Origin of the sequence: Alicyclobacillus sendaiensis NBRC 100866 (assembly GCF_001552675.1) — a bacterium.
In the GTDB taxonomy this organism is placed as follows: Bacteria; Bacillota; Bacilli; order Alicyclobacillales; family Alicyclobacillaceae; genus Alicyclobacillus; species Alicyclobacillus sendaiensis.
Genome location: NZ_BCRQ01000072.1, coordinates 1 through 12076 on the forward strand (window position 1 = coordinate 1; position 12076 = coordinate 12076).

Genomic DNA, 12076 nt, shown 5'->3' on the forward strand with positions numbered 1-12076 from the left:
CCGAGAAGCGTGCTCTTGCCGGAGCCCGACGGCCCGACGAGCGCCACAATCTCCCCCATCCCGACGGTGAGCGACACCCGCCTCACCGCCACCTGCTGGCCGTGCGCCACGGTGACGCCCGCCACGGTGAGGCGACGTGCATTCGAATCCTTCATCCAAGCTTCACCTCCTCGAGCGGGGCGCGTGGCACGGCCATGCGCAGCGGTGACAGTCCCTGGCTTCGCCGCCTCCGCGGTTCGCGAAGCGCCAAGAGGCCCAGGGCGAAGCTGGTCGCCGTCATCCACACGGCCAGGACCGCGACCGTCCGAATATCTCCGCCTTCGCTCGCGGAGAGCACGTTCACGGCAATGGTCTGGGTGTTCGGGCCGTAGAGCAAGCTCGCGAGCGTCACCTCGTACAGCCCGGACATCAGCGCCTGCAGCGCCACCTGGCGCACCGCGGGCCGGATCGCCGGCCAAATCGCCGCGCCGTACGCCGCAAAAGGCCCTCCACCGAACGATCTCGCCGCACGCCACGCCTCAACCGGCGCATTTCGGCGGGCCGCCACCACGGCGTCGGCGAGGCCGTAGAACTTGGCCACGTACGCGAGGCCTAGAATCCACCACGTGCCGTAGAGCGCGTGGCCAAAGGCCACCAGGATGGCGACCGCCACCGCCGTGCCAGGGGCCGCGTACGGGAGCCAGGCCGCGAGGTGAGCGGCTCTCGCGACGCGGGACACGGGCACCACTTCCGCGGCGACAAGCGCCAGCAGGCCGATCACGGCCGCGGCCACCGCCGCCAGCACGACGGTGTGCACGAGCATAGGCCACGCGCTGACGAGCGGCGAGAACATCCCTTCCACGTCCCAGTTCGCCGGCGTCGGCGGCAGCCCGTATGCGCGCGTGAGCGCGGTGAGCAGAACCGTGCTGAGCGGAAAAGCGCTCGTCGCCGCCACATACAGGCCGTACAGCGCGAGCGACGCGATGCGAGCGCCCTTGGGAAACAGGGGCAAGGCGCCGGCGCCGGGCGCGGATGTGCCAAGGCCGGCATGGAGCCCCGCGACGGCGCGGCTGGCGATCACGGCGAGTGCGCCCACGGCCATGAGCTCAAGCGCCTGCCACGCGGCTTGTGCGAAGCCCTGCGTGCCGCCCGTCGACAGGTTGGCAAAGATGGAGGTGGCCGCGGTGCGAAAACCGCTCGGCTCGCCGAGTTCATACGGGATGCCGAAGTCGCCGAGGGCAAACGCGAAAGAGAGGGACCACGCGGCGACGAGTGGCCGCAGCGCGACAGGCCGGAACGCATCCCAGAACGCCCGCAGCCAACCGGCGCCGGACGACCTCGCGGCCCACATCGGCTCAACGTCCATGGCCGCGAGCGCGGTGAGTCCGCTCAAATAGCCGATGGGGGCGGCGTGAATAACAAGTGTCGCCGTGACGCCCCACGGCCCGTACAGCCAGCCCGCGTGGACGTGCGCCAACTGGTCCAGAAGGCCAGCCCGGGCGTAGGCGTCGCCGAGCGCGAACGCGCCGATGAAAGGCGGCGTAAAGAGCGGCAGGAGGCTCACCGCGTGAAGGGCCGCGCGGCCCCGGCGCGCGCAGCCTGTGAGCCCCACGGCCCACGCCATCCCGACGAAGCTCGCGGCGGCGCTCGATACGGCGCTCGTCCAGAGCGAATTCCAAAGCGGGCCGAGGGTCGAGGCGAGGCCTCGGGCCGGCGGAAGGGAGGCGGCGAGATGGAACACGGGGTAGCCGCAGAGCAGTGCGGCGGCCGCGGCGAGCACCAGTGTTCCCCCCACGGTCATCCACGAGATGCGCGAGGTCATCGGAAGATCTGGGCGAATTGGTGCAGGATGTGCGCCCTATCGCGCTCCAGCTTCGCCCAAGGGACCTGCATCAGCGCCGCGCCCTTCGGCACCGTCGGGGATGCGCCGATCACGGGCGAGAGGCCCACGGACGCCACCACCTTCTGGCCAGATGGGCTCAGGAGCCAGTTGGCAAACGCCTTGGCCACCGGCGTCTCATGGCCCTTGACAAACGCCAGCGGCCCCGGCACCACAATGGCCCCATCCTGCGGCCACACCACGCCGATGGGCGATCCCTGTTTGACGAGCGTGAACGCGGCGCTGTCGTTCGTCATGCCCACGTCCACCTTGCCGCTCGCGACGTCGTCCGCCACGGTCTTCACCGACGACTGCACCGCCGCGCCGTTCTGCTTCAGCGTCTCAAAGTACTTCCAGCCATAGCGGCTTTCCATCATGCCGACAAACGCCATCGTCGTGCCGGAATAGGACGGATCGCCAATCTCCACCTCGCCCTTGTACGCGGCGCTGGTGAGGTCCCGCCACGTGCCAGGCACCGGCAGCGACATCCCCTTGTGGTAGACGATCACGTCGTGAAACACGTACGCGCCAACCCAGTCCGCGCCCTGATCCGAGATCGGCAGGTGGCTCGCGGCAGACGGCTTCTCCGGCGAGAGGATGCCTTGGGCGGCGAGCGCGTCTGCCGCGGTCGGATCGGCCAGAAGCACCACATCCGCCCCGATGGCGTGCGCCTTGGCCTCCGATTCGAGCCGCGTCACGAGCGTGCCCGTGCCCGTGGTCACCACCTGCACGCGCGCGGCCGGATCGTACGCCTCAAAGGCCTGCGCGAGCGCCTGTGCGTTCTGCTGCGTGAGCGCGGCGTACACCGTCACGGTGCCCGCGGGCTTCGCCTGCGCCTCGGCACTCGCCGCGGCCATGGCGGTGGGGGCCTTCGCGTGTGCTGCGGCGTGCCAGGTGGCGACGCCTGCCGCGACCATCGCGGCTGCTGCAACGACACTCCATCCTGTCCTGCGCATGTGTCACCCTCCATTCATCTCCTTGCCCCGATGGTACGGGGCGTGTGTGGAGATTCGATGAAGGGAAGCCCACGCCACGGTAAAGGATTGGGAGACTTTGTGTTACGATTTCGTCACGCTTTGCGCATGTAGACGCGGACGGCGAGCGGCGCGAAGATGGCCATGACGAGGGCGGCGCCGCCCAAGGACACCAGGATGTCCGGTGTGAAGCGCCCCTCGTTCGCGAGGCTGCGCACGGCCGCAATCAGGTGGGAGAGGGGATTGACGTTCACAAACCCCTGCAGCCACCTGGGCATGGTGTTCACCGGGACGAACGCGTTGGACAAAAACGTGAGCGGGAACAGGATGAGCATGGAGATGCCCTGCACGCTCGTGGCGGTGCGCGGCACGACGCCCAAGAACGCGAAGATCCAGCTGAGCGCAAAGGCGCAGGCGATGACCAGAAGCCCCGCGAGCGCCATGCACAGGAAGCCTCCCTCGGGCCGGTACCCCAGGGCATAGCCCATGGCAAAGACGAGCACCGTGGCGATGAGATACCGCACCATGTCGGCCAGGAGCGCGCCTGCGAGCGGTGCGATGCGCGCGATGGGGAGCGACCGGAAGCGGTCAAAGACGCCCTTGTCCATATCCTCGCGAAGCTGGACGCCGGTGACGACGGACGCGGTGATGACCGTCTGCACGAGGATGCTAGGGATGATGAGCGGCAGGTAGTGCTTTGGGTTGCCCGAGATGGCGCCGCCGAAGTGTAGGTGAACATGAGCGTGAAGATAGATGACGGGTTACAGCGTCACATCGATCAGCTGTTCAGGGGTGCGGCGCACCTTCAGGAGGCCGCGGTAGGCCATGGTGAGCGATTGGCGGAGCGCGCCTCCCGTCAAGCGGCGCGCCGGCGCAGATGCCCATGCGTTGGTCGCCATCACGCATCCACTCCTTCCGAACGAGTTTCGGCCGCGTGGCCGGTGAGCGCGAGGAACACCTCGTCGAGCGTCGGCTTTTGCACGCCGAGTTCCGCGATGTCAATCCCCGCGGCCTTGAGCGCCACGAGCACGTCGGGCACCCGGCTTGCCGGCCCTGACGGACAGGCTCACGCCGTCGACGGCGCGGTTGGCGCCGAACCCTTTGACGAGATTGACGGCTTCAATGGCGAGGTCGACCCGTTTGGCCGCGGCGGCCGCCTCGAGATGTGCGGTGGTGAGAGACATGTGCATCCTCCTCCTTCCGCGCCCCATGCTAGCGGGGGAACATGAATGGAGGATGAACGCCGAGAGCGAAATGGGCCCGCGTGCGCGGAAAGCGGCTGGGTGAGGGCGGGATGGGCGCACTGGGCGCGTGCGGCCCAAAGCCAGGGCGGGGATGGGCGCGCGGCGCGGGGCAAGGCGATGAAAGGCTCGCCCGCGCGTGAGCAAGCGCAGGCGAGCCTTGGCATCTTCCGCAGCAGAGGGGTGCGGCGAACGCTCGCGGGCGCCCGCCCTCGCTCTTAGCGACCTGGGGCGTCGAGTGCACCGACCACTGGGTGCGGGACGTACGGCTCCTCCAGGTAGCGCATCTCGTCTTCCGTGAGCTTTACGTCGAGCGCGGCCACCGCGTCCTCGAGGTGATGCATCTTCGTCGCGCCGACAATGGGCGCGGTGACCGCCGGCTTGTGCAAAAGCCACGCCAGCGCAATCTGCGCGCGAGGGACCCCGTGGCGCTCCGCGAGTTCGCCGACGCGATCGATGATGATCCGGTCGACGTCCGCAGTGCGGTCGTACTTGGCGCGCTGCACCTCGTCCGTCTCCGAGCGGCGCGTGGTCTCGGCGGGATGGCGCGCGAGGCGTCCGGCCGCGAGCGGGCTGTACGGGATGACGCCGATGCCCTCCTCGCGGCAGAGCGGCATCATCTCGCGCTCCTCCTCGCGGTAGATGAGGTTGTAGTGGTTCTGCATCGAGACGAAGCGCGTCCAGCCGCGCCGCTCAGCCACCGCCAGCGCCTTCATGAACTGCCACGCGTACATCGCCGAGGCGCCGATGTAGCGGACCTTGCCGGCCTTGACGAGATCGTGCAGGGCCTCGAGCGTCTCCTCGATGGGCGTGTGGTAATCCCAGCGGTGGATCTGATACAAATCCACGTAATCCGTGCCGAGCCGCTTCAGGCTCTGGTCGATGGCCTCCATGATGGCCTTGCGCGACAGGCCGCCGCCGTTCGGCCCTTCCCGCAAGGGGAAAAATACCTTGGTGGCGATCACGACCTGATCCCGCGGCACCGCGTCCTTCAGGATTTTGCCGACGATCTCCTCGCTCGTGCCGAGGGAGTAGACGTTTGCGGTGTCGAAGAAGTTGATGCCGAGATCGAGCGCGCGGTGGATGATGGGGCGGGCGTCGGCTTCATCCAGCACCCAGGCGTGGTGCCAGGTGCCGGGCTTGCCGAATCCCATGCAGCCGAGGCAGATGCGAGAGACTTCCAGGCCGGTTCGGCCGAGTTTCATGTATTCCATCGCGGGACCTCCTTTTTACCGTGGGCGTGAGCCTATCTGGCTGCCGAGGGCATGGCCTTAGACGTCCAGGTGGCGCGAGGCCATCCATTTGACGATCTCGGGGTCGGTGTGGGAGAAAAACAAGCTCTTGCCCGTGTCAAGCGATCGGATTTGCTCCATCTCATCCGCAGAAAGTTCGAAGTCAAACACGTTGAAGTTTTCCTCGATGCGCTCAGGGCGAACGGACTTCGGGATGACGACAACACCCCGTTGAATCAGCCAGCGCAGGACGACCTGGGCGACGGTTTTTCCGTGCCGCTTGCCGATGCTGGCGAGCACGGGATGCTCGAACAGGCCGTTTCGTCCTTCCGCAAACGGTCCCCACGATTCAATTTGCACGCCGTACGCCTGCATGACCTTGTGAGCTTCGATCTGCTGGCAGAACGGATGCGTCTCCACCTGGTTCACCGCGGGCGTGATCTCGTTGTGCAAGATGAGATCGACGAGGCGATCTGGCGCAAAGTTGCTCACGCCGATGGCGCGGATTTTGCCGGCCTTGTACAATTCTTGCATCGCGCGCCACGATCCGTACACGTCGCCGAACGGCTGATGGATGAGGTACAGATCGACGTAGTCGAGCTGCAGCCGTTCGAGCGAGCGCTGAAAGGCCTGTAACGTCGCGTCGTAGCCTGCGTGTTCGACCCACAGCTTGGTCGTGACGAAAATCTCCTCGCGCGGGATTCCGCTCTTTCGAATGGCTTCGCCAACGGCCCGCTCGTTTTGGTAGGATGCGGCTGTGTCAATCAGGCGGTATCCCGTGCGCAGCGCGTGGAGCACGGCGCGTTCACACAGGTCGAGATCGGAGATCTGGTACGTACCAAAACCCAGGATGGGCATGTGTACGCCGTTGTTCAAGGTCACAAATTCCATGAGCGCACCTCCTTCGGCAGGAACTGTACACATTGTCCCACAGCGATATCTCACGCCGCGACGCAAATCTTTGCGCGTATTTGCACGATTCTCGCACGGGCGTGTAGAAGCCCGGGGCTCGATGTCGAAACAGTTTCACGACAAGCGAGGTGATGATCCATGCAGGATGGGACAAGCTCTGATATCCCTGCGAGCGAGGCTTCTGTTCGCATCGCACGGCTGCGGAGGTGGATGGCCGAGCAATTGCACGAGGACGGCACTTACGCCACATCCGTCCCCGGGCTCACCCTGTACCGCTGGTCCCACACGTCTTCTCCGCACTACGGTGTGTACACGCCTTCGCTTTGCGTCGTCGTCCAGGGCGAGAAGCAAGTGTGGCTCGGCCGCCGAGTGCTCGTCTACAACCTGGCCACTTACCTCATCTCCTCCATCCACGTCCCCGCCCAATCGCGCGTGAGCCGTGCCACGCCCGCCGAGCCCTACCTCGCGCTTCGTATCGAGTTCCAGCCGCAGGAGTTGTTCGATGTTCTCGAAGCCGGTGGGGCCCGTCCGGACAGCTCCGAGCCACAGCCGGGGCTCTTCGTGGCGCGCAGCGATGGGCCGCTCGTCGACGCTATCGCGCGCTACGTCAGCCTCGTGGACAGCCCCGAGGACGAGCCGTTTCTCGGGCCGATATGGCGTCGAGAGATCTTCTACCGCGTGCTCCGCGGCGCAGGCGGCGCGCGCTGGGCGCGGATGCTGATGGCAGCCGGGCACGCGGATCCCGTTCACCGCGCGGTCCGCTACCTCGCCGAGCACTTTCGCGATCCCGTCCGCATCGAGGATCTCGCCGCCATGGTGAACATGAGCCCATCGACGCTCCATCGCCACTTCAAGGCGCTCACCGAGATGTCGCCCATCCAGTATCAGAAGCGGCTGCGCCTGCTCGAGGCCCGCAGGATCCTCGTGGCGGGAGGCCTGTCCGTGACCGAAGCCGCGCTCTCGGTCGGGTATGAGAGCGTCTCCCAGTTCACGCGCGACTACGCCCGCCTGTTCGGCCTGCCGCCGAGCAAAGACGCGGACCGCTCGCGACTCGCGCCGTGACGCATAGGCGCTCCGTGGAGCACAGGCGCGCCGTTCGGCGGGCCCGATGTTCACAGGGCGTTCATCTTCATCGGGTATCTTGGCGCGTGAGGTGATGATGATGGCGACCATTCTCGTGGCCGACGATGACCCTCACATTCGGGAACTTGTGCGCTCGACGCTCGAGCGCGAAGGTCACCGCGTGGTGGAGGCGCGGGATGGGCAGGAAGCGGCGGACGCGCTGTCGCGTGAGCCGGTGCAGCTTGCCGTGATCGACGTGATGATGCCCGAGGTGGACGGCTTCGAGCTGACGCGCTGGTTGCGCGAGGAGCGGGACGTCCCGATTCTGTTGCTCACGGCGCTCGGCGAAATCAGCCACAAGGTGCGCGGCCTCCGGCTTGGCGCGGACGACTACCTCGTCAAGCCGTTTGCGCCGGAGGAGCTCGTGGCGCGCATCGAGGCGCTGCTTCGCCGCTATCGGATTCGGGCCGACGGCGTGCTCGGTCTCGCCGGCCTGCGACTTCTCTCGGACACGTACGAGGTCGAGGCGAACGGCGAGCACGTGGCTCTTCAACCCGAGAGTTCCAACTTCTGTTCAGGCTGGCCGCGTCGGTGGGCCGGACCCTCTCGCGCGACAAACTCATCGAAGAGGTCAAAGCGGATCCGTCGCGCGGCAAGCCGGGCAATGGGCTCGGCCTTGCCATCGCCAAGCGCATTGTGGAGATGCACCGCGGGAGCATCACCGTGGAGAGCAAGCCTGGGATGGGGTCGACATTCACGGTGCGCATCCCGTATACTTGAGGTGGAAGATGAGGGCGGACATTCCATTTCCGTCTCTTCCATAGGACGCGCGTTGGAGGGGATGAGATGAGCCTCACGCTCATGATTCTCCTGCTCCTGCTTTACGCTGCGATAGAGTTTGGCGTGGGACTCCTCTTTGCCTGGGCGTTTGCGCGCCTGTTTCGCGTGAGCTTATCGGCAAAGGCGCGGCTTGGGATGGCGAGTGCCTGGGCGGTTCTCGGTGTCATTCCGCCGGTGCTTGGCATCCACGGAGGATGGTGAATCCTTTCAACGAATGCGAGAAGGGAGCATCGCATGGTCGGCGCGTTTTGGCACGGACTCATCTTGGCGTTTGCGCTCATCCTGCCCATTGGCATGCAGAACGGATTTCTCTTGAGCCAAGGCGCGCTGCACCGGCGATGGCTCGCGGCCCTGCCAGCCGTCATCACGGCGGCCCTCTGTGACACGTTCCTCGTGGCGCTCGCGGTCTTTGGGGTGTCGGGCGCTGTGTTTCACATCCTTTGGCTGCGCGTCGCGCTCGGCATCGTGGGCGTGGCCTTCCTGTTGTACATGGGCTTTCAGACGTGGCGCGAGAATCCTGACCATGACGCTGTCACATCCGAGGTCTGGTCGCCGCGCCGGCAAATGAGCTTCGCGATGTCCGTCTCCCTTCTGAATCCGCACGCGCTCATGGACACACTCGCCGTGATCGGCGGGAGCGCGGCGGTGTACAGCACGTGGGGTCAGCGGGCCGCGTTTGCGGCGGCGTGCGCACTCGTCTCCTGGGTGTGGTTTTTCTTCCTCATGACACTCGGCCACGTCGCGGGCCGCGTCGCGGCGGGGGTGGGGTTGAAGCGAGTCATCAACCGCGTCTCGGCGCTCATGATGTGGGCGAGCGCTCTCCTTCTGATTCACGTCCTCCTCACGTTTCGCTGAAGCGCCGCACGGCGCGTCACTTCATGTTGCAAGGCTGCACATCGCGTCGGGCGGATGCACCACGGCGTCCACAGGCAGGCGCCAGAAGGCGAAGCAGCCCGAGCGCGCGTTCGCGCGTCGGACTGCTCCACCTGATCCTTTGTGGGCGAGGCGAGCGCCCAAGGCCTCAATTCACCACGAAGTTGACCACACCGCCATTCGTGAAGTAGCAGTTGCCCGTCCAGTTGCTCGTGTTAAACGCCTGGAAGTTGAGCGGATACGTGCCCGCGCTCACGGACGACGACACCTTCCAGGTGGCGGTCACGGTCTCGGTCTGACCGGGAAGAAGCGTGGTGCTTGGCCAGTACTTCTGGAAGATGGCGCCGTTTTGCCCGTCCACCTCCACGTCGATCAGGCCGTTCTGAAGCGCGTCGGTCGAAGAGACATTCGCGAACGTGGTCTGAATGGTCACCGTGTCACCCGGTGCAATCGAGATGTTCGTCCCCGAGGGGTAGCGGCCGCTGGAATCCGGCGCGGGCACCGTGTAGGTGGTGCCGTTTACCGTGATGACGGTGTTCTTCGTGACGATGTCGCCGTAGGTCGCTGCGGGCGGCTGATTCACGACGAGCGACGCGCCGGTCGTGTCGGCGTCGTAGGTGGCGCCGGTGACGGGATCGAAGGCGAACGCCTCGACCGTGTAGGTCCCGTTGGCACCCGGCGCCGTGAAGGTCCAGGATTCGCTCGCCGCTTGACCTGGCGCGATATCCACGCCGGTTACTTCGTGGCTCGCGACGAGATCGCCCGTCGAATCGTACAGTTCGAGCTCCACGGTCGCGCCGTGGACGGGCCTATCGGCGGTGAAGGTCACCGTCGCCGTGTCGGATCCGCCGGCCGTCACGGTGGGTGCGGAGAGCGCGATGTGATCCGTCACGGCGGCTTGGGCGTGTGGCGCGGGCAGGATGGGGTGCAGCACGAGGTCCACGCCGCTGTACGGCATGAGCTTGACGGAGTGGGCGGTCGGCAGCACAGGCATCGGGGACAGGCCGCTTGACCCTTCGCCGTACACGAGCGCCTTCGTGATGGCGTAGGGCCCCACGCCGAGCACATTCAGATTCGCGCTGTAGATGGTCGAGGGGCTGCGGTTCACGAGCATCAGGGAGATGTCACCGTTTGGCTCCCGCACGGCGTGGACGTCGATGTCGCTCTGGGACGAGGCGGAGCCGATGAGCGTGTCGCCTGGGTGCGCAAAGTTCGAGACCAACTCGAAGCCGTAGTACGGCGGCAACGGCGTGTATTCCGGCGGCTCCTGGACACCCTTGGGCGTGGTTTGGCCGGACGACAGGAGCCCGTAGTCGCCAAACAGGTTCTGGCCGTAGAGGCTTGGGCTGGTGTAGTTGTCCTCGGCCCCGTTCAAGAGATCCCACCAATCCACGTTCGCGGCGCCCGCCTGGACGAAGCCGGCGAGATCGTCGGCCAAAAACAGCGCCTCGGGCAGGTTGGTGGATTGTTGACCGGGGTTGTACGACACGCTGTTGGTCTCGGTGACAAAGATTTGAATGTTCTTGGCGTTCGATCCGGCATACGCGTTGATCTCGTGCTTGAGCTCGGCCACCATCGCGGGAATTTGATCCGTGTCGCTGAGGAGCCCGGCGTCTGTCTCCTGGCCGGGTGTCTCGGGGTACCAGTGGACATCGACGAAGTCGATGTATGGGCCGAGCGCCTTGAGCACGACGGTGTTCCAGTCGTCGTTGCCGTTCACGGTCGCGCCCCACGGCCAGTTGTACGGCATGGTGAGCACCGCGCCGATCTTGATGTTGGGATCCACGGCGCGCATGGCCTGGATGAACTGCAGGGCGTTTTGCGCATAGGCCTGTGGGCTCAGGCCGGGATTGCCCTTCTGCGGCTGGTTGGGCATGGCGTGATCGTCCGCTTCCCAGCCGTTGCCGTTGTAGTAGCCGTTGCCATACACCTCATTGCCAATTTCCCAGTAGAGCACGTTGTCGTGATGCGTGACGTCGGCGTACTTGACCCAGTCGGCGGCGAGCTGGGGCGTGCCGGTGCCGTAGTTCACCGTGATGATGGGCGTGGAGCCCACGGCGTTCACGAACTGCATGAAGTTGTCAAAGGTGTCGTTGGGGTTGACGTAGCCGCCGTCGTTGCGCGTGTTGGTTTCCCAGTTGTACACGTCCGAGATGGAGCCGCCGGGCCAGCGGATGAGGGCCGGATGGAGCGCCTGGACCTCGGAGATGACGGTCTGCGTGTTCAGGCCGCTGTCCCAGATGGCGGCGTTCAGGCCGAAGGCGGTGCTGGGCACGGCGCCGAGCCGGGCGGCCGCGTTCACGGTGACGGTGGCGCTCGAGGTGGGCGCGCCGAAGCCGAGGGCGCTGGTGCAGATGCGCGTCGCGAGCCCGGATTGGGCGGCGCCCGATGGATCGACCTGCGCCTCAAAGCTCGACCAGATGCGGGCGAGATCGCTCGGCGCAAGGCCGTTCTGGCGCAGGTAAGCGCCGACGGTGGGCGAGAGCCCTGCGGCTTGCGCGAGCGCGTTGCCCACAGTGGCGCTCGAGGCCTGGCCCGCTAAGACGGCTTTGGACGCCTGGCCGACTTGCGCCAAGAAGGCTTGGTAGAAGAGAGCGATGGCGGACGAGGACAGAAGCGGCGACGCGGATTGCAACGAAGAAAGCAGGGATGCGACGTCGCTGCCGCGATTGGCCACGGCGACATAGGTGACGAGCTGGAACAGGTCGGCGACGGCCTGGGCGGCCTGCGACTGGGCGCTTGTCGGCGACGAGGCGCCTGGGTAGAGCCACGCGAGCCACTGGGACGGCGACAGATTGGACGCGGCCTGGGCGGCGGATTGGACGGCGGCGAGCTCGGACACCGTGAGCGCGTCGTGAATCACCTGGATCTCCGTGGCGATGGGCGTCGACACGACGTCCGCGGCGCGCACGCGGCCTGCGGATCCAGCGAGGCTGTGGGACGGCGCATGCGCGGCGGCCCAGGCGGGAGATGTGCCGGTGCCGAGTGTGATGAGCGCAGCGAGGGCGGCAGACCAACTCTTCTTCAAATCCATCCCTCCACGCAGAAAGCGGTTTCATAAATTTCAAAACGATTTAGTAAAAT

The 12076-nt window shown here is 66.0% G+C and carries 12 protein-coding genes and 2 pseudogenes; 5 read left to right on the forward strand and 9 right to left on the reverse strand.

Annotated elements, in window-relative coordinates; genetic code table 11:
- The 8 genes and pseudogenes from AS26_RS14875 to AS26_RS12100 all read right to left on the reverse strand — a co-directional run.
- A partial coding sequence (locus AS26_RS14875; RefSeq protein WP_157068500.1) for an ATP-binding cassette domain-containing protein occupies positions 1-155 on the reverse strand: 155 nt, incomplete at its 3' end.
- Complete coding sequence (locus tag AS26_RS12075) at positions 152-1759, reverse strand: ABC transporter permease (protein WP_245629756.1); 1608 nt, start codon at positions 1757-1759, stop codon at positions 152-154. The genes AS26_RS12075 and AS26_RS14875, both read right to left, overlap by 4 nt.
- Positions 1760-1797: 38 nt before the next feature.
- Positions 1798-2814: an extracellular solute-binding protein gene (locus AS26_RS12080; RefSeq protein WP_062309879.1), complete on the reverse strand. Its 1017-nt coding sequence runs from the start codon at positions 2812-2814 to the stop codon at positions 1798-1800.
- Positions 2815-2927: 113 nt separating this feature from the next.
- A pseudogene (locus AS26_RS12085) lies at positions 2928-3731 on the reverse strand (ABC transporter permease).
- A complete protein-coding gene (locus tag AS26_RS14305; protein ID WP_373278196.1) occupies positions 3731-3856 on the reverse strand; it encodes a hypothetical protein in 126 nt (41 codons plus the stop codon). Before AS26_RS14305 ends, AS26_RS12085 begins: the two are co-directional and overlap by 1 nt.
- Positions 3831-4016 carry a hypothetical protein gene (locus AS26_RS12090; protein ID WP_062309882.1) on the reverse strand — a complete coding sequence of 62 codons (186 nt, stop codon included), beginning with the start codon at positions 4014-4016 and terminating at the stop codon, positions 3831-3833. The genes AS26_RS14305 and AS26_RS12090 overlap by 26 nt, the downstream gene beginning before the upstream one ends.
- A gap of 275 nt (positions 4017-4291) precedes the next feature.
- Entirely contained in the window at positions 4292-5287 is a 996-nt protein-coding gene (locus AS26_RS12095; RefSeq protein ID WP_062309885.1) for an aldo/keto reductase, read from the reverse strand.
- A 57-nt stretch (positions 5288-5344) separates the two neighbouring features.
- Positions 5345-6196 carry an aldo/keto reductase gene (locus tag AS26_RS12100; protein ID WP_062309887.1) on the reverse strand — a complete coding sequence of 284 codons (852 nt, stop codon included), beginning with the start codon at positions 6194-6196 and terminating at the stop codon, positions 5345-5347.
- A gap of 231 nt (positions 6197-6427) precedes the next feature.
- Here AS26_RS12100 and AS26_RS12105 point away from each other — a divergent pair, with 231 nt between their 5' ends.
- From AS26_RS12105 to AS26_RS12125, 5 genes and pseudogenes are all read left to right on the forward strand, one after another.
- On the forward strand, positions 6428-7279 hold the full coding sequence (locus tag AS26_RS12105; protein ID WP_062309890.1) for an AraC family transcriptional regulator: 852 nt from the start codon (positions 6428-6430) through the stop codon (positions 7277-7279).
- A 100-nt stretch (positions 7280-7379) separates the two neighbouring features.
- Positions 7380-7658, forward strand: a pseudogene (locus AS26_RS14750) (response regulator); the annotation flags it as partial.
- Positions 7659-7870: 212 nt separating this feature from the next.
- Positions 7871-8059, forward strand: a complete 189-nt coding sequence (locus AS26_RS12115; protein ID WP_062309896.1) for a sensor histidine kinase — start codon at positions 7871-7873, stop codon at positions 8057-8059.
- A 66-nt stretch (positions 8060-8125) separates the two neighbouring features.
- Complete coding sequence (locus tag AS26_RS12120) at positions 8126-8320, forward strand: hypothetical protein (protein ID WP_062309899.1); 195 nt, start codon at positions 8126-8128, stop codon at positions 8318-8320.
- 33 nt (positions 8321-8353) lie between these two features.
- Positions 8354-8974, forward strand: a complete 621-nt coding sequence (locus AS26_RS12125; protein ID WP_062309901.1) for a LysE/ArgO family amino acid transporter — start codon at positions 8354-8356, stop codon at positions 8972-8974.
- A gap of 166 nt (positions 8975-9140) precedes the next feature.
- Here AS26_RS12125 and AS26_RS12130 read toward each other — a convergent pair whose 3' ends face one another.
- Positions 9141-12020: an FxLYD domain-containing protein gene (locus tag AS26_RS12130; RefSeq protein WP_062309904.1), complete on the reverse strand. Its 2880-nt coding sequence runs from the start codon at positions 12018-12020 to the stop codon at positions 9141-9143.
- Between the last annotated feature and the right edge of the window lie 56 nt (positions 12021-12076).

Bases quoted from the DNA above. Each gene is read 5' to 3' on its own strand.
- AS26_RS12095 (WP_062309885.1), bottom strand. From the start codon at position 5,287: ATGGAATACATGAAACTCGGCCGAACCGGCCTGGAAGTCTCTCGCATC.
- AS26_RS12080 (WP_062309879.1), bottom strand. From the start codon at position 2,814: ATGCGCAGGACAGGATGGAGTGTCGTTGCAGCAGCCGCGATGGTCGCG.
- AS26_RS12120 (WP_062309899.1), top strand. From the start codon at position 8,126: ATGAGCCTCACGCTCATGATTCTCCTGCTCCTGCTTTACGCTGCGATA.
- AS26_RS12105 (WP_062309890.1), top strand. From the start codon at position 6,428: ATGGCCGAGCAATTGCACGAGGACGGCACTTACGCCACATCCGTCCCC.
- AS26_RS12090 (WP_062309882.1), bottom strand. From the start codon at position 4,016: ATGTCTCTCACCACCGCACATCTCGAGGCGGCCGCCGCGGCCAAACGG.
- AS26_RS12100 (WP_062309887.1), bottom strand. From the start codon at position 6,196: ATGGAATTTGTGACCTTGAACAACGGCGTACACATGCCCATCCTGGGT.
- AS26_RS12125 (WP_062309901.1), top strand. From the start codon at position 8,354: ATGGTCGGCGCGTTTTGGCACGGACTCATCTTGGCGTTTGCGCTCATC.